This window comes from Alcaligenes sp. MMA, from assembly GCF_020907215.1.
GTDB lineage: Bacteria > Pseudomonadota > Gammaproteobacteria > Burkholderiales > Burkholderiaceae_B > Alcaligenes > Alcaligenes aquatilis.
In genome coordinates, this window is sequence record NZ_JAJJPP010000003.1 from 392,082 (window position 1) to 409,205 (window position 17,124).

Consider the following 17,124-nt stretch of genomic DNA (forward strand, 5'->3'; position numbering starts at 1 on the left):
CCATATTGGTCCTACAATAAACGGCTCTGAAGACCACGTTGGCGGATTTATGCCGCACAGGAGCCAAGCATGTCCAATACCCATGAGCTGCGCCCTTTCCACCTTGCTTTTCCGGTCCATGATCTGGCCGTTGCACGCCAGTTCTATGGCCAGACATTAGGCTGTCCCGAAGGCCGATCCTCTGATCAGTGGATCGACTTCAATTTCTACGGCCACCAGATTGTGGCTCATCTGGCTCCTTCAGAATGCGGCAGCAATGCCACCAGTGCGGTAGACGCTCACAACGTGCCCGTGCGTCACTTTGGTGTCGTGCTGGATATGCCCACCTGGCAAACCCTGGCTGACAAGCTGGTTGCCGCTGGCACCCAATTTGTGATCGAACCCTATATCCGTTTCAAGGGCGAGCCTGGCGAGCAAGCCACCATGTTTTTCATGGACCCATCGGGCAACGCCCTGGAATTCAAAGCCTTCAACAGCCTGGACTCCCTTTTCGCCAAATAAAGATGCACAAAACCTGGCTACTTACCGAACAAGGCGACCGCTGTTTGCTCGTGCAGTTCAGCGGTGAGCTTTCTTTGGAGACCGGTTTGCGCTGCACCCGCGCCGCACGCTTGCTGCGCGACCACGCGCCCGCCTGTGTCCGTGATCTGGTCCCCAGCTTTACTGCGGTTGCCATCCACTTTTATCCGGATGGCAGCAGCGACCAGCTCGCCCGTTTGCACAACTATGTTCACCAAGCACTGGCCGAGCTGGATGCCAGCCAGGATCAGGCTGCCCCCGGTGCCCTGGTGGATATTCCCGTCTGTTACGGCGGCCCCTTCGGCCCCGACCTGCCCGCCATTGCCGAGCAGTTGAGACTGAGCCAGGAACAAGTCATTGAACTGCACAGCAGTCAAGTACAACTGGTATTTATGGTGGGCTTTGCGCCCGGTGCCCCCTATGTGGGCATCTTGCCCGAACAGCTGAATGTGCCGCGCCGTGCCACCCCCCGCACCGTACTGCCCAAAGGCTCGGTAGCCATTGCCAACCAGCAAACCATTATTTACCCCAACGAATCTCCTGGCGGCTGGCATTTGATTGGCCGCTCGCCAGTTAGCCTGTTCGACGCCCGGCGCTCCCCCGCTGCCCTGCTCGCCCCCGGTGACCAAGTGCGCTTTGTGCCCCTGCCTCACGAACAGTTTGATCACTGGACACCTGCATGACGGTACATATCCTCAAGCCAGGCATGATGAGCAGCCTGCAAGACCGAGGTCGGTATGGGCACCAACACCTGGGGGTTTCACCCAGCGGTGCCATGGATGAACGCGCACACCGGCTCGCCCATTTGCTGGCAGGCAATACCGTTGCACAAGACCTGGCCAGCCTGGAAATTACCGTACAGGGCCCAAGCCTGCGGTTTGACGCACCCGCCCTGTTTGTCCTGACCGGCGCGGAGATGAATGCCAGCCTGGACGGTCAGCCCGTGGCAGTGCTGCGCCCTACTCTGGCGCGCGCCGGACAGACACTGACCATGCAGTCCGTCAAACCCGGCCAAGGTGCCCGCAGCTACCTGTCTGTCTACGGCGGTTTTCAAGTCGAATCCTTGCTGGGTAGCCAAAGCACCCATATGCGCGTTGGTCTGGGTGGTTTTGAAGGTCGCGCCTTGAAAAAGGGCGATCAGATTCAACTGGCTCGGCCCCTGCCCAATCAGGAAGCGACACTGAACAGGCTGCAAGCCGTACTGGATGAGCTACGGATTTACATGCCTGCTGCACTGGCCTTGGCCCCGCGAGAACGCCTGCGTGTCATGTTGGATCAAGCCGATTTGTTCACTGACGAATCACTGGAACTGTTTCAAAGCCAAAGCTACCGTATCAGCCCCGCCTCGGAACGCATGGGCTATCGCCTGGAAGGTCAGCCATTGCAGCGTAAAACGGCTAAAGAGCTGCTCTCCGCCCCCACCTGCTTTGGAACGATTCAAGTCCCCAACGATGGCCAGCCTATTGTGCTGATGGCCGACCGGCAAACCACCGGGGGCTATCCACGAATCGGACAGGTCGCCAGCGTGGATCTAGCTCAAATTGCACAGCGCCTGCCTGGGCAGAATCTGGGCTTTGAAGTGGTAACGGCAGAACAGGCCCATGCGTTGTCAGTTCGTCAGGAACAAGCCTTTACACGGCTGAATGACAGCCTGAAACCGTTGCGGCAAGCCTTAGAGCAGTGTGTAGCACAGGTTTGACACAACAAGCGTAGACAGCGTGTCTAGGGCTGAACTACGCTTGCTTCCAAGCGGCCCTCAGGCAATACGCCGCTGCACCTGCAATCATCACGCTCAGATTTCAAATAAAAAACACCTCGCCTTAACAAGCGAGGTGTTTTTGTTCTGACAACTCTGCACGACGCCATAGTGGTGGGGCGCCGTCCACTGACTTACAAAAACAACTTGTAAGCCGGGTTGTCCGTCTCGTCCCAGTGCGGATAGCCCAAATTGCCCAGGAAAGCCTTGAACTCTTTCTTGTCCGAAGGCGGCACCTGGATACCGATCAAGATACGGCCATAGTCATCGCCCTGATTACGGTAGTGAAACAAGCTGATATTCCAGTCCTGATTCATGCTGGACAGGAATTTACGCAAGGCGCCAGGGCGCTCTGGAAACTCGAAACGCAGCAGGACTTCGTTCGTAGCCTGGCTGGACACTCCACCCACCATGTGACGCACATGGGTTTTGGCCAGCTCGTTGCCCGTCAGATTCAAGGTACCAAAGCCTTTCTTGACGAAACGCTCTTCCAGCTTTTCAATTTCCGCTTCCGAAGAAATCGACATCCCCACAAAGACGTGCGCCTTTTCCATGTTGGACATGCGGTAATTGAACTCAGTCACCGAACGCGTCCCCAGGGCATCACACAGGCGACGAAAACTACCTTTGGCCTCGGGAATCGTCAAGGCAAACAAGGCTTCACGAGCCTGACCCACATCCGCACGGTCTGCCACCATACGCATACGATCAAAGTTCATGTTCGCGCCGGACGTTACCGCGATCAGTGTCTTGTTCTTGAGCTTGTTTTGAGCAGCGTAGCGCTTGGCGCCGGCCAAAGCCAGAGCGCCGGCTGGTTCCAGCACGCTACGCGAGTCCTGGAACACATCTTTGATAGCCGCGCAAATCGCGTCGGTATCCACAATGACAAAGTCATCTACATACTGGCGCACCAGACGGAAGGTTTCCGACCCCACTTGCTTGACAGCAGTGCCATCGGAAAACAAACCCACGTCCGACAAATTCACACGTCGACCCGCTTTGATACTGCGCACCATGGCACAGGAATCTTCGGTCTGCACGCCAATTACTTTGATTTCGGGGCGCAGGGCCTTGATGTACGTTGCCACGCCGGCTGCCAGACCACCACCGCCAATCGCGACAAAGACCGCTTCAATCGGGCCGGGGTGCTGTTGCAGGATTTCCATGGCCACCGTGCCCTGCCCGGCGATCACATCAGGATCATCAAAGGGATGCACAAAGGTCAGGCCTTCGCTCTTTTGCAGTTCCAAAGCGTGCTGGTAGGAGTCCGAGTAGCTCTCGCCCGCCAGGACCACTTCGCCGCCCAGATTGCGCACACCGTCAATCTTGACTTGCGGCGTGGTGGTTGGCATCACAATAACGGCGCGGCAGCCCAGCTTGCGCGCTGACATGGCCACGCCTTGTGCGTGGTTGCCAGCCGAAGCGGCCAGTACACCCCGTTTTAATTCTGCGGCCGACAGATTGGCCATCTTGTTATAGGCACCGCGCAGCTTGAAGCTAAAAACAGGCTGATAGTCTTCACGCTTGAGCAGTACCGTGTTACTAATTCGTGCCGATACCTGGGGAGCGGGTTCAAGTGGTGTTTCGATGGCAACATCGTACACTTTCGAGGTCAGAATTCGCTTTAGGTAATCGTTCGACATTTCTCAGGCTTCAATTAACAGCCGGTTTGCCACCAAGGCCAGTCGCAGGCCCCTGCCTGAGACTGCTCACCGGGAAAGAAAAACAGAATACCATAGGCAGATGCCCTAACTGGCGTCCATTACTCTCTTCAAACACCCATCCACTTTACTTATGCAAGCCTGGATCTCTGATCTTATTTCGTGGCTCTTGACCACCCTGTCTCTGCCCGAAATCGGTTTAAGTGCCATTTTCATCGTCAGTCTGGTCTCGGCTACTCTCCTTCCCCTAGGCTCGGAGCCTGCGGTGTTCGCCTATATCAACCTGGCCCCCGATATGTTTTGGCCTGCGGTACTGGTGGCCACGGTAGGCAATACGGCTGGCGGGGCGATCAGCTATGCCACTGGCCTGGCTGCCGAAAAAGCGTACGAAGCCTGGCGCGAAAAGCACCCGCAAAACACCGAGGACGGAAACACGCCCAAGAACAAGGCCGCTGGTCGCTGGCATGAACTGGGGCAACGCTGGCTGACCCGCATGGGCCCGCCCGCTCTGCTCCTGTCCTGGCTACCGGTTGTAGGTGACCCCCTGTGTGCTGTCGCCGGTTGGCTACGCCTGCCGTTTTGGCCCAGCCTGTTTTACATGGCGGTGGGAAAACTGGCGCGCTACATCACCATGACTGCGGGTCTGCTGTGGATTTTCCCCAAATTGGGTTGGTAATTTGCTGCAAACTGGCTGCAAAGCACCTCTTATCCCTGACTTGCCCATGTAGTAAGGGGGCAGCCTGGCTACGATTCGTATACACTTGTCTTTTGCCTATCTGCTCCTCGCTGAGCCGCCCTTGACGGGCCTTGCCAACTATCGCCATGAACGCCCCCATTGCAAGCAAGCACCTGGCTGCCCAGGCACGCAACACCGACACGCCGCGCCTGCGTGAAATCCCCTACAACTACACCTCTTACTCGGACCGGGAAATTATCCTGCGACTGCTGGGTGAGGAAGCCTGGGAAAAGCTGTCTGAGCTACGCTCTGAACGCCGCACCGGCCGCTCCGCACGCATGCTGTTTGAAGTGCTGGGTGACATCTGGGTTGTCAAACGCAACCCTTATTTGCAGGACGATCTGCTGGATAATCCCAAGCGCCAACGTCAACTGATCGAAGCCTTGAATCATCGCTTGAACGAAATCGACCAGCGCCGAGACAGCGCCGTGCCCGATCGCGATGCCAAGGTTTTGCGGCTGTTGCACGCTGCCCGTGGCGCCGTGGCCGCATTCGAACAGGAATTTACCGATACTCGCGAGCTACGCCAGAAAATCGTGCGCTCCCTGTCGCGCCTGACCGCCAAGGACAACATCAAGTTCGATGGTCTATCGCGCGTCTCGCACGTCACTGACGCAACCGACTGGCGCGTGGAATATCCCTTTGTCGTGCTCACCCCAGACCACGAAAACGAGATGGCCGCGCTGGTCCGTGCCTGTATTGAATTGAAGCTGACCATCATCCCACGTGGGGGTGGTACGGGTTATACGGGCGGTGCTATTCCACTTAGCTGGCGCTCGGTGGTGATCAATACCGAAAAGCTCGATGCCATTGGCAAGCCCGAACAAACCACCCTACCTGGCATGAACGAGCCCGTCACCACCATCCTGACCGGTGCTGGCGTAGTAACACGCCGTGTGGCGGATGCCGCCGAAGCGGCTGGTGCCGTTTTCGCAGTGGACCCGACCTCGGCCGACGCCTCCTGTGTCGGTGGCAACATCGCCATGAACGCGGGCGGAAAAAAAGCCGTTCTATGGGGTACCGCGCTGGACAACCTCGCCTGGTGGCGCATGGTCGATGCCCAGGGCAACTGGCTGGAAGTGACCCGTCTTGAACACAATATGGGCAAGATCCACGACGTGGAAATGGCTCATTTTGAAGTCAAATGGTTTGATGGCCGTTACGCCCCTGGTGCCCAGTTGCTGCGCAGCGAAACCCTGCATATTGAAGGCCGGCGCTTTCGCAAGGAAGGTCTGGGGAAAGACGTCACCGACAAATTCCTGGCTGGCCTGCCCGGTATCCAGAAAGAAGGCTGTGATGGTCTGATCACGCAGGCCCGCTGGGTACTGCACCGCATGCCTGCGCATACACGCACCGTCTGTATGGAGTTTTTCGGCCAGGCCAAACAGGCCGTGCCCTCCATTGTGGAAGTCATTGACTACCTGAACGGCGAAGGCAAGCGCATCGGCGCCATTCTGGCCGGTCTGGAGCACTTGGACGAGCGCTATCTGCGTGCCGTAGGCTACGCCACCAAGAGCAAGCGCGACGGCCTGCCCAAAATGGTCTTGATTGGCGACATCGTGGGCGACGATCCCGATGCCGTGGCGACCGCCGCATCTGAAGTGGTGCGTCTGGCCAATGGCCGCTCCGGTGAAGGGTTTGTGGCCGTCAGCGCCGAAGCCCGCAAGAAGTTCTGGGCCGACCGTGCCCGTACCGCTGCCATTGCCCGCCATACCAACGCCTTCAAGATCAACGAAGACGTGGTGATCCCCCTGCGCCGCATGGGTGAATACACCGAAGAAATCGAACGCATCAATATTGAGCTGTCCACGGACAACAAGCTGCGCTTGACCCGTGAACTGGAAGACTTCCTCCAGGGCGATCTGCCCGTAGGCAAGATCGAAGACCACAACGACGCCGAGCACACACGCGAAGAGATCCTGAACGAGCGTCGTCACGATGCCCTGCAAATCGTACGCACTGTACGCCAGCGCTGGCAGTGGCTGCAGGACAATCTGGACAAGCCGCTGAAGGACTCGCAAGCTGAGCTGGCCGAGATTGGCGTACCGCTGGAAAGCACCGCTATCGACGCGCGTTTGCAAGAAGACCCGAACACCTCGATTTTCCAACTATTGCAGGATCACACGATCCGCACGTCCTGGAAGAGCGAGATTCGTGAAAACCTGGAACACATTTTCCCTGGTGCCGACTGCGCTGCCGTACTGACCGAACTGCAGGCTATTCACGACCGTGTGCTGAAAAGCCGTGTGTTTGTGGCTCTGCACATGCACGCCGGTGACGGTAACGTACACACCAATATCCCCGTGAACTCGGACGACTACGGCATGCTGCAGCAGGCCAATGTCACCGTGGCTCGCATCATGCAAATTGCGCGTGGTCTGGACGGTGTGATCTCCGGTGAGCACGGTATTGGTTTGACCAAATACGAGTTCCTGACGCAAGAAGAGCTGGATCCCTTCCAGAACTACAAGCGCGAAGTGGACCCGAACAACCACTTCAACGCCGGCAAGCTGATGCCCGGAGCGGATTTGAGCCGCGCCTGGACGCCCAGCTTCAACCTGCTGGGCCACGAATCGCTGATCATGCAGCGCAGCGAAATCGGCTCCATTTCCCACGCCATCAAGGACTGCTTGCGTTGCGGCAAGTGCAAACCAGTCTGTGCCACCCACGTGCCACGGGCCAACCTGCTGTACTCGCCCCGCAACAAGATTCTGGCCACCTCTTTGCTGATCGAAGCCTTCCTGTACGAAGAGCAAACGCGTCGCGGGATCAGCCTGAAGCATTGGGAAGAGTTTGAGGACGTGGGCGACCACTGCACCCTGTGCCACAAGTGCTACAACCCCTGTCCGGTGGATATCGACTTTGGCGATGTATCCATGGAAATGCGTTCCTTGTTAAAACGCATGGGCAAGAAGTCCTTTAATCCGGGCTCGGCAGCGGCCATGTTCTTTTTGAACGCCAAAGATCCACGCGTCATCAAGGCCACTCGTACCGCCATGATTGAAGTGGGTTACAAAGCCCAGCGTGCTGCACACAATCTGCTGGCAGCTCCCGCCCGCAAACAGGTCAGCGCCCCGCCTGCCACCATTGGCAAGGCCCCTATTCGTGAACAGGTCATCCACTTCATCAACCGCAAGATGCCTGGTGGCCTGCCCAAGCAGACGGCCCGTAAATTGCTGGATATCGAGAACTCGGATTACGTGCCTATCATCCGTAATCCTGAAGCCACCTCGGTGGACTCAGAAGCCGTGTTCTACTTCCCCGGCTGTGGTTCGGAGCGTTTGTTCTCACAAGTAGGCCTGGCAACCCAGGCCATGCTCTGGCATGTAGGCGTACAGACGGTTCTGCCTCCTGGCTACCTGTGCTGTGGCTACCCGCAGCGCGGCAGCGGTCAAAGCGACAAGGCCGAGAAGATCATCACCGACAACCGTGTGCTGTTCCACCGCATGGCCACCACCCTGAACTACCTGGACATCAAAACCGTGGTGGTCAGCTGTGGTACCTGTTACGACCAGTTGGCGGGCTACGAATTCGACAAGATCTTCCCCGGTTGCCGCCTGATCGACATCCACGAATACCTGCTGGAAAAAGGCTTGAAACTGGAAGATGTGCAAGGCGTGCGCTACATGTACCACGACCCTTGCCACAGCCCCATGAAGCTGCAAGACCCCATGAAAACAGTCAAATCCTTGGTGGGCGACAGTACCATCAAGGCAGACCGTTGCTGTGGTGAGTCGGGCACGCTGGCTGTGTCGCGTCCGGATATCTCCACACAAATCCGTTTCCGCAAGCACGAAGAACTGCAGAAGAACCAGGATGCTGTTCGCGCCGATGGCTTCCAGGGCGAAGTCAAAGTGCTGACCTCCTGTCCGTCCTGCCTGCAAGGTTTGTCCCGTTACGAGGACGAAACCAAGATGGATGCGGACTACATCGTGGTGGAAATGGCCAAGCACATGCTGGGCGAGAACTGGATGGCGGACTACGTACGCCGTGCCAACGATGGTGGTATTGAGCGCGTTCTGGTGTAAACCATACGCCTCCCCCCCCCTGAACAGGCCGGCTTTATGTCGGCCTGTTTCGTCAGTGGTATGGGGGTATTTTTTTCGCTGGGCCGCTCTCGAGATAAAAGCACCCTCTTGGAGAGCAGCAAGACGAAGGCGCAACATCAGGGACTTTTTCCTGGCTGGGCCATTCCAACAGTAAATTCGCCCTTCAACGAGCAACACGACGACGGTACTGCGAAGAGCCTTGTCTGCCGGACCGCCCAAGGTAAAACCCTCGGGCGCATCAAGCCCACAGCGCAGTGTGGGAGCTTTTTCAGAATAGGTGTTTTTATGTCTGTTGATGATCCATTGCTAATCAGCCTGCAGGCCCTGCTCCAAAGCGAACGCACTGCGTCTTTGGGCACACTCAGCAATCAGGGATTGCCGGTAGTCTCCCGCGTCCCCTTTGCGATCTGCCCCGAACAAGCCAGCATCATCATCCACATCAGCGAAATGGCGGCTCACACCCGTTATTTGCTACAACGCCCCGATGCCAGCCTGATGATCAGCCAAAGCGAACACGGTCAGGATGCCGTCCATGACCTACCCCGCGTCACCTTTCAGATGCTGGCTCGCAAACTGGAGCGCGAGCAGCCCGACTGGGAACAAGCCAAGCAGGCCTATACCGCCCGCTTTCCCGATATGGAGTTTCTGAGCAGTTTCACGGACTTCCATTTCTTCGCGCTGGACCTGGTCAGGGTGCGCCATATTGCCGGGTTTGCAGCGGCACGGACCTTGAAACCTGAACTGGTACGCGCCTTGCTGGCCGAGCCTGTGGCCTGAGATTCCACGGACTGAAATCACAGCAAGCCTTGAAAGCGTTAGTGCCCGGCTACAGCCATAGCCCCTCAAAAAAGCACCTTAAAACAGCAACAAACTCTGGGGCCTTCGCCTCTTGCAAGGCCCACACCTCGCCCAACATGTTGTGGGCTCTACAACAAAGTCATCACCAACTGGTTTTCAGATACAGAAATCAGATCATCAATTAAACGCCTTGTTCACAGGAAGAATCGCCACTCTCCCTGCAGGCTCTGCCGATTCAGTCGCACGTTTTCGCATGCTTCAAACGCTAAACATGACAAAACGTAAATTTGACCGCTATAAGATTCAACAGCTACGACGTTAAATAGCATGCATGGACCCGACAACACGACCTCACAACGAGTTGCCGCCACGCATAGAAAAACACCCTGGAGAGGAAGAGATGTCGAATAAGAGACGCAGCACCCATGTGCTGGTGCAAATGGCCTTATTGAGTCTGGTTTTGCCTGGCATCGCCCACGCGGAACCAGATAGCTCGCTGGAACAATGGCGGACTAAAGAATACAAACGGCAGCCTGGCCTGGACATGATCAACGCCGCCCAAGCCTATTCGCTGGGTTTTACCGGCAAAGGCGTCACGGTCGGCTATCTGGACTCCGGCATTGCAGGCAATCATCCCGAATTTGCCGGTGCCATTGCGGGTGGCTTTGATTTCAACACCAATACCCCCTACGCCAATGGCCAAGGCATCGACTCTGACCCTCCATCAGGTCACGGTAGCCACGTTGCGGGCATTATGGGCGCACGTCGTGATGGTGTTGGCATGCATGGTGTCGCGTTCAACAGTCAGCTTTTTGCCGTCGCTTACGACGGCACGGATGAGGACGACGACATACTTGGCAATGATCCTTATGAACCAGACCCACGTGAAGCGGCGGCCGCCTTTGATCGCGTTGCCTCACAAGGTTGGAACTATTTGGCCCAGTTCAAGTTGCCCATCATCAACAGCAGCCTGGGAGTCAATGGTTGCAACAATGCCAGCTCCCCACCACCCTGTAATGTCGTGGACTACGGCTCACCCGAAGGCGTGCTGGATTGGCAGCCACTGGCTATCGAGGCTTTTCACAACAGCGTAGATGCAGGCTCCCTGATGGTATTTGCCACCGGCAATGAATCGCAGGACCACCCCGACCTGCTGGCTGGCTCCCCCTACTGGTTTCCTGAACTAAAAGATAATTGGCTGGCGGTAACGGCTCTGGGCGAGGATGGCTCTTTAGCCTCCTATGCGAACAAATGCGGCGTGGCAGCCGAGTGGTGTCTGGCCGCCCCCGGTGGTGACGACGACCCAGGGATTAATTCAGTCAATTCCTCGGGTGGCTATATCGCTTTTAGCGGCACCTCCATGGCCTCTCCGCATGTCGCGGGTGGAGCTGCCCTGGTAAAGGAAGCCTTCCCCTATTTCACCGCTTACCATTTGCAGCAAACCCTGCTGACCACCGCCACCGACTTGGGCGACCCCAGCATTTACGGCTGGGGCCTGATGAATGTGGGCAAGGCCGTGCAAGGGCCAGCGCAATTTACCCGCCTGTTCGATGTAGACACGCTGGGCTACCATTCCACCTTCGCCAATGACATCAGCGGTATCGGAGGCTTGCACAAGCGCGGTTCCGGCTCTTTGGAGTTGACGGGCAATAACAGCTATACCGGCGACACTACCGTCAGCGGAGGTCGTCTGGCCGTCAATGGCACGCTGGCTTCTGCCGTGACCGTTGAGCGTGAAGGAACACTGGGGGGTTCCGGTACGGTCGCACAAGTTGATAACTACGGCACCTTGGCCCCCGGTAATTCTGTAGGCACCTTGACCGTCAGCGGCGACTATACCGCCCATGCCGGTTCAGTGCATGAACTGGAAGTCGGCCCCGCAGGTGCGACAGATCGTCTGGTGGTTGGCGGTGCCGCTCATATCGACGGCACCCTGAAACTGGCCGGTGGCCCCTTCCGCCAGAACGTGGCCTATTCCTTTCTGGATGCCGCCAACGGTGTGACAGGTCAGTACAGCCACATTACGTACGACATGGCTTTCCTGTCGCCAACGCTGCTCTACGGCCCCAGCCTATCCTTGATGATCAAGCGCAATGACACGCCGTTTGCCACATTTGCCAGTACCGGCAACCAGAAAGCCGTGGCTAACGCTTTAGATACCGGCTCGGACCAGCCACCAGCCGCGATGGCTGAACTGTATGACACGGTGCTTAATGCCCAGTCCAGCCAGGTCGCAGGCTATATGGAACAGTTGCAAGGCCAAATCCATGCGGGCACCACCTCGGCACTGCTCAGCAACGGCGACCTGCTGCCCCGCACCTTGGGCAAACAAGCCTCGGGCGCACGTAATACAACCGGCAAAGAGACCGTCTTGTGGGCCGAAGTGATCCATCAACAACGAGATCTGGACGGTGACGACAACAGCCAGGATGTACGCCACAAAGTGGGCGGTCTGTTCCTGGGCGGGGATACGGCTATCGGTGAGCAAGGCTGGCGTATGGGCGCCTCCTTGGGCTATCTGGAAAACCGCATCAAGCTGGATGATCGTCGCCAGAGCTCGCGCAGCAATAGCTACAGCGCAGCCCTGTACGGCACACAGGCTTGGGAGCTAGGTTCAGGCAGTCTGAATCTGTTGGCTGGTGGTGCTTACACCCGCCACAGCCTGGACAGCGAGCGCTCTATCTCCGTTCATCAGAACGAGACACTGAAGGCAGACTACAAAGCGCATAGCATTCAGGCCTTTGCCCAATTGGGTTACCGCATGCCGGTCAGCCCTCGCTCCAGCGTAGAGCCCTATGCCAGCGTGAACTGGCATCAACTACGCCACGGCTCCTTTAGTGAATCGGGTGGCCAAGCCGCCTTGCGTGGCGACTCGCAACGCCAGAACCTGAGTACCGTCACATTGGGGCTGCGCGGCACCACGGAACTGGACCTGTCCAAAACCACCCTGTCCCTGAGCGCCGGTTTGGGCTGGCGTCATGCCCTGGGTGACACCACACCCGAGCGTGAACTGGCCTTTGCCGCCTTGCCAGGAAGCAACTTCCGCATCAGCGGTGCGCCTATCGCCAAGAATGCCGCTGTTGCCGAACTGGGCGCCGAACTGAAAGCCGGCAAAAACACCGCCTTTGGCTTGAACTACCAGGGACAGTTTGGCCGTAACCAGGATCATGCTGGCTCTCTGTTCATGAAGGTGCGTTTCTAAGCAGGGCAAAAAGGCACGGGGCTAAGGTACTGTCAGTCCCGTGTCTGATCAAACAGGCAGGCATGAAAAATCCCTGCGATGCTCAAAAGGCATGACAGGGACTCAGGCGAAAAAACCAAACCGGCACACGCCGGTTAATAGCAATTAGCGGTCAGATTCGTTAAAGCTACAGACGGTGTATACCGACAGGCCAGAATCCTTAACGGCTTGAGAACCACCCAACTCGGGCAGATCAATAATCGCAGCAGCTTCCACCACATTGGCACCCAGGCGCTGCAGCAAACGTGCGGCAGCCAGCAAAGTACCACCGGTCGCGATCAGGTCGTCGATCAGCAAGACACGCTGACCAGGGCGCACGGAATCGGTGTGCATCTCGACGCTGGCATTGCCATATTCCAGGGAATACTCTTCGGCCACGGTATTGAAAGGCAGCTTGCCCTTTTTACGCACTGGCACAAAACCCAGGTTCAGCTCATAGGCCAGAACCGAACCTACGATAAAGCCGCGTGCATCCACACCCGCCACCAGATCCAGTTTTTGTCCCATGTAACGATAGACAAATAAGTCAATCAACACCCGAAAGGAACGCGGGTCTTGCAAAACCGGGGTGATATCGCGGAAAGTCACCCCTGGCTTAGGCCAGTCCGGCACATTGCGAATGATTTGACGGATGTACTGGGTGGGATCAATTTGCATGTCAAAGCTTCTACAACAAAAAATCCGGACGCGAAGGGCGCTCTTGGATACGTTGCAAGTGTACACAATTGGGCAGCAGCAACAAGGGCTTACCCGGCTTGTGCCCGTCAGTTGTACTAATACGACGCGATTGGGGAAGAATCCCTGCAGACTTGACCCAAAGCGACCTTTTAGTTTGGCTCTAAAGTATTTACTAGAGTGCCGGATTGTCGCTGCAAACGACCCGCTTCAAACTGATAAACGCTATCGACCAAAGGCAGCAAACGGGTGTCATGCGTAGCCATAATCACGGTTTTTCCTCGCGCCGCAGCCAGAATATCCTGCATCAAAGCCTGACTGGTCGGGCCATCCAGACTGGCTGTAGGCTCGTCCAGAAACCAGATATGGGCGGGTGACAAAAGTACCCGTGCCAGACACAGGCGACGCTGTTGCCCCAAGGACAACTGCTGCCCCCCTTCACCCAACCAGGTATCCAGCCCTTGCGGTAAATCGCGTACCACACTGTCCAGTTGGGCATCGTGAAGAACCTGCCAGATTTGTTGCTCAGAAGCGGTCGGTTCAGCCAGCAAAAGGTTATCGCGTACCGAGCCAAGAAACAGCGGCGAGTCCTGCGCCAGCAAAGCGCAATGATCAAACCAGCTAGCGCGGTTCCAGTCCTGGGCCGCTTCACCCTCTATCAGATACTGCTGGCCCGAGACTGGCAACAAGCGCATCAGCACACCCAGCAAGGTGGACTTGCCCGAGCCGCTGGGCCCAAAAATGGCAATATGCTCTCCGGCTTGGACTTGCAGCGACAAGTGATCCAGCACCGGCTGCGAACCATAGGCAAAGCTCAAGTCCGTGATTTCCAAGCTGGCTGGTTTATCCAGCACAATGGCTTGCGCTTGCTCCTGAGCGGTCTCTTCAGGCTCGTCCAGAATCGTCAGCAAACGATTGCTGGCCGCCTGCACCTCTCCCAGGCGAGATGCGCCGCGCATCATGGGGGCCATGATCTCAAACAAACCTAACAGAGCCAAAACCAAGCCTACCCATAAGGGGCCGCTCATCGCTTCCAAATTGACTTGCTGTGCTCCTACCAGCAGGCAGATCATCAGGGCCACACCCATCAAGACCTGCTGGGAAAACTGCCCGACAATACCCCAGCCATTGCTGCGCAAACGGGCTTGCCCCAGTTCCTGGCCAAGCTTGTCCACTTGTTCTTGCACGGCATCCGCAGCTGCAAACACCTGAATATCGGCATAGGCGCGGATGGCCTGATGCACCAGAACACGCTGGCGGTTCTCCAGTTGATGCACCTGCTGGGCTGCACGGCTGGCACCTCGGGCACAGATATACGGAATCAGACAAGCAGCAATTAGCAAGCAGGCCAAAATCAACCACGCCCACCAGGACAGCCAGGTTTGCAGCACCGCGCTAAATACCAGAGCTGCCACGACAGCAGTAGTCAGCGGCACCAAAATCAGCAGAAGGACCAGATCCAGCACAGCAACGTCGGAAGTCAAGCTTGAAGCCAGTTCCCCATCCCGGAACTGGGCCAGGCGCGACTGACTGAACCGGCTCAATCGTCCAAAAACCAGGCTACGAATACGTACCTGCAGATCCAGGGTCAGGGCATGTCCAACCACTCGCTCCAAATAGCGTGAGGCGATACGCCAGAAAGACAGGCCACGAATCATGGCCGAAGGACCGAACAGGTTGAATACGATACCCATAGCGGCCAGGAAGGCGCTGCTCAGGAACCAGCCCGCTACTCCCAGAAGGCCCACACCCGCCGCTACTGTGCTGATCGCCAACAGAACCGTAAACAATACGGCACCACGTCGTGCGCGCAGGCTGGAGCCTAAAAGACGAAACCACGCTTTCATGTCGTCAGAACTCCTTGGGCGATGTGCAGTTGATTCGAGCACATTGCCGCCAGCTCCTGGTCATGCGTGGCTACGACCAGACAGCGTCCCTGACAAAAACGCAGAATATTGTGCATAACGCGATCCCGTGTCGCCGCATCCAGGCGGGAACTAGGTTCGTCCAGCAAAACCACATGCGGATCGGTCAAAAACAGGCGGGCCAATGCCAGGCGCTGAATCTGCCCACCGGAAAGACCAAATCCACCCTCACCCAGAGCTGTTTGCAAACCATCAGGCAAAGCGCGCACGAACTCGGCCGCGCAGGCTTGTTCCAAGGCTTGCCACAACTGATCATCACTAGCTTGTGGGGCAGCCAGACGCAGGCCGTCAGCAATCGTACCCATGGCTAAAAAAGCCTGCTGGGAAATCAGCACAACCCCATCATGGCGCGTCAGCAGGCGCCCGGCCGTATCACTATTACGCAGCAGAATTTCGCCCTGTGCCAAAGGGCGCAAACCAATCAGGCTTTCCAGCAAACTGGTCTTGCCCGAACCACTGGCCCCCAGCACCGCGTAAGACTGATTGATATAGAGTTGCAGACCGGGCACTTCCAACAAGGTCCCCTGCCCGCCCAACTGTGGCAAATGCAGCTGCCGCAGCACCAAGACCGGCAAATTCGGAAAAACAGTTTTAACGTCTGCACTGGTGGGAGCAGCAGGAATCAAGTCTTGTCCCAGGTTCGCCCACAGTCTGTCGACCTCTACCGCAGCGGCACGTGCTGCCGCCCGGTCGTGATAATTGGCGGCTAATTGGCGCAAGGGCTGGTAAGCCTCTGGAGCCAGGAGCAAACAGAACAACCCCTGCTGCAAGCTGACACCGGCAAAAGACTCACCCAGATAGCCCAGATAACCCAAACCGATATAAACAGCGATCCCAGCCACACCCAATGCCGCAAAAAACTCCAGCACAGCCGATGACAAGAACGCGATGCGTAGCACTTTCATGGTGCGTGTGCGTAGCTCCTGACTAGCCAGCTCCACACGCTGCAGCTCGTCCTGTCCGCGCCCCATTAGGCTCAAGGTAAAAATTCCGCGCAGACGGTCGGCAAAAAAGCCGGACAGGCGCAAGGTTGTTTGTTGTTGCTCCCGGCTGGCGGCCTCCGCCCCCCAGCCAACCAGGGCCATGAACAAAGGAATCAGAGGCGTGCTCAACAAAAGAATCAAGGAAACAATGCCATCGACCGGCAAGACTGCCAACACCAGCGCCAAAGGCACCAGTGCGGCGGCCGCCATGCAAGGAATATAGCGCGTCACAAAGCCATCCAGGGCTTCGATTTGCGTGATCAAACTGGTAGAGAGCTCACCGCTGTTGCTGGCCCGTAAACGAGGCACCGTACTCCGGAACAAGCGGGCAAACAACTCAGAGCGCAGCCCTTGTTTCAGTTGCTCTGAAACCTTTTGCGCACGACGCTCGCCCAAAGCGGAAATGGCGGCGCGCAGCAGCAAGAGTGCGGCCACCATCAGGATAGAAAAAAGCTGCCCTGTCCAAGGCAGACCATCGACCACAATTGCCTGCACAATCTTTGCCAACAACCAGGCCTGGGGGATCAGTAAAGCGCCCGCCAGCACCGGGGCCAGCATAGAGGCCCGCAAAGCCGTGCGGGCTCGGCTGGAGAATTGCCCCAGCCACTGTTGCGCCGTTGGACTTTGCGGGGTCAATCAAACCTCGATATCTGCATTAGCTTTGGAAGATGTCGCGTTCTGTAAAGCCGTGTTCTCACGCAACTCGAACCACATCGCATTCAGAATGGAAAATGCGCAGGCCAGACCCAAGCCGAGAATCCAAGAGAAGTACCACATATGC

Annotated in this window: 12 protein-coding genes; 7 read left to right on the top strand and 5 right to left on the bottom strand. The window is 57.2% G+C overall.

Going from position 1 to position 17,124, the window contains the following annotated elements; genetic code table 11:
• Positions 1-69 precede the first annotated feature (69 nt).
• The 3 genes from LNA76_RS14330 to LNA76_RS14340 are packed head-to-tail and all read left to right on the top strand — an operon-like array spanning position 70 to position 2,218.
• Positions 70-501: a VOC family protein gene (locus LNA76_RS14330; protein WP_094197838.1), complete on the top strand. Its 432-nt coding sequence runs from the start codon at positions 70-72 to the stop codon at positions 499-501.
• Positions 502-503: 2 nt separating this feature from the next.
• The gene (gene pxpB, locus LNA76_RS14335; RefSeq protein ID WP_108728499.1) at positions 504-1,202 is read left to right on the top strand and encodes a 5-oxoprolinase subunit PxpB; all 699 of its coding nucleotides are present in this window, start codon (positions 504-506) and stop codon (positions 1,200-1,202) included.
• Positions 1,199-2,218 (top strand): biotin-dependent carboxyltransferase family protein, encoded by a 1,020-nt coding sequence (locus LNA76_RS14340; RefSeq protein WP_230019308.1) that lies wholly within the window; start codon positions 1,199-1,201, stop codon positions 2,216-2,218. The genes pxpB and LNA76_RS14340 overlap by 4 nt, the downstream gene beginning before the upstream one ends.
• 191 nt (positions 2,219-2,409) lie before the next feature.
• Here the strand turns inward: LNA76_RS14340 and ilvA are convergent, their stop codons facing one another.
• Positions 2,410-3,918: a threonine ammonia-lyase, biosynthetic gene (ilvA, locus tag LNA76_RS14345; RefSeq protein ID WP_230019309.1), complete on the bottom strand. Its 1,509-nt coding sequence runs from the start codon at positions 3,916-3,918 to the stop codon at positions 2,410-2,412.
• 151 nt (positions 3,919-4,069) lie between these two features.
• Here ilvA and LNA76_RS14350 point away from each other — a divergent pair, with 151 nt between their 5' ends.
• The 4 genes from LNA76_RS14350 (at position 4,070) to LNA76_RS14365 (ending at position 12,721) form a co-directional block, all read left to right on the top strand.
• Complete coding sequence (locus LNA76_RS14350) at positions 4,070-4,612, top strand: YqaA family protein (RefSeq protein WP_094197842.1); 543 nt, start codon at positions 4,070-4,072, stop codon at positions 4,610-4,612.
• Positions 4,613-4,758: 146 nt separating this feature from the next.
• A complete protein-coding gene (locus tag LNA76_RS14355; RefSeq protein WP_094197843.1) occupies positions 4,759-8,700 on the top strand; it encodes a DUF3683 domain-containing protein in 3,942 nt (1,313 codons plus the stop codon).
• A gap of 306 nt (positions 8,701-9,006) precedes the next feature.
• The gene (locus LNA76_RS14360; RefSeq protein WP_230019310.1) at positions 9,007-9,498 is read left to right on the top strand and encodes a HugZ family pyridoxamine 5'-phosphate oxidase; all 492 of its coding nucleotides are present in this window, start codon (positions 9,007-9,009) and stop codon (positions 9,496-9,498) included.
• A gap of 421 nt (positions 9,499-9,919) precedes the next feature.
• A complete protein-coding gene (locus LNA76_RS14365) occupies positions 9,920-12,721 on the top strand; it encodes an autotransporter domain-containing protein (protein ID WP_230019311.1) in 2,802 nt (933 codons plus the stop codon).
• A gap of 144 nt (positions 12,722-12,865) precedes the next feature.
• Here the strand turns inward: LNA76_RS14365 and LNA76_RS14370 are convergent, their stop codons facing one another.
• The 4 genes from LNA76_RS14370 to cydX form a co-directional block, all read right to left on the bottom strand.
• Positions 12,866-13,417, bottom strand: coding sequence for an adenine phosphoribosyltransferase (locus LNA76_RS14370; RefSeq protein WP_094197849.1), 552 nt, complete (start codon positions 13,415-13,417; stop codon positions 12,866-12,868).
• A 170-nt stretch (positions 13,418-13,587) separates the two neighbouring features.
• Positions 13,588-15,282, bottom strand: coding sequence for a thiol reductant ABC exporter subunit CydC (gene cydC / locus LNA76_RS14375; protein WP_230019312.1), 1,695 nt, complete (start codon positions 15,280-15,282; stop codon positions 13,588-13,590).
• Positions 15,279-16,979, bottom strand: coding sequence for a thiol reductant ABC exporter subunit CydD (cydD, locus tag LNA76_RS14380; protein WP_230019313.1), 1,701 nt, complete (start codon positions 16,977-16,979; stop codon positions 15,279-15,281). The genes cydC and cydD overlap by 4 nt, the downstream gene beginning before the upstream one ends.
• On the bottom strand, positions 16,980-17,120 hold the full coding sequence (gene cydX, locus LNA76_RS14385; protein ID WP_108728493.1) for a cytochrome bd-I oxidase subunit CydX: 141 nt from the start codon (positions 17,118-17,120) through the stop codon (positions 16,980-16,982).
• Positions 17,121-17,124 lie beyond the last annotated feature (4 nt).

Bases quoted from the DNA above. Each gene is read 5' to 3' on its own strand.
- LNA76_RS14355 (WP_094197843.1), top strand. From the start codon at position 4,759: ATGAACGCCCCCATTGCAAGCAAGCACCTGGCTGCCCAGGCACGCAAC.
- LNA76_RS14330 (WP_094197838.1), top strand. From the start codon at position 70: ATGTCCAATACCCATGAGCTGCGCCCTTTCCACCTTGCTTTTCCGGTC.
- LNA76_RS14365 (WP_230019311.1), top strand. From the start codon at position 9,920: ATGTCGAATAAGAGACGCAGCACCCATGTGCTGGTGCAAATGGCCTTA.
- LNA76_RS14350 (WP_094197842.1), top strand. From the start codon at position 4,070: ATGCAAGCCTGGATCTCTGATCTTATTTCGTGGCTCTTGACCACCCTG.
- cydX (WP_108728493.1), bottom strand. From the start codon at position 17,120: ATGTGGTACTTCTCTTGGATTCTCGGCTTGGGTCTGGCCTGCGCATTT.
- pxpB (WP_108728499.1), top strand. From the start codon at position 504: ATGCACAAAACCTGGCTACTTACCGAACAAGGCGACCGCTGTTTGCTC.
- LNA76_RS14370 (WP_094197849.1), bottom strand. From the start codon at position 13,417: ATGCAAATTGATCCCACCCAGTACATCCGTCAAATCATTCGCAATGTG.
- cydC (WP_230019312.1), bottom strand. From the start codon at position 15,282: ATGAAAGCGTGGTTTCGTCTTTTAGGCTCCAGCCTGCGCGCACGACGT.
- LNA76_RS14340 (WP_230019308.1), top strand. From the start codon at position 1,199: ATGACGGTACATATCCTCAAGCCAGGCATGATGAGCAGCCTGCAAGAC.
- LNA76_RS14360 (WP_230019310.1), top strand. From the start codon at position 9,007: ATGTCTGTTGATGATCCATTGCTAATCAGCCTGCAGGCCCTGCTCCAA.
- ilvA (WP_230019309.1), bottom strand. From the start codon at position 3,918: ATGTCGAACGATTACCTAAAGCGAATTCTGACCTCGAAAGTGTACGAT.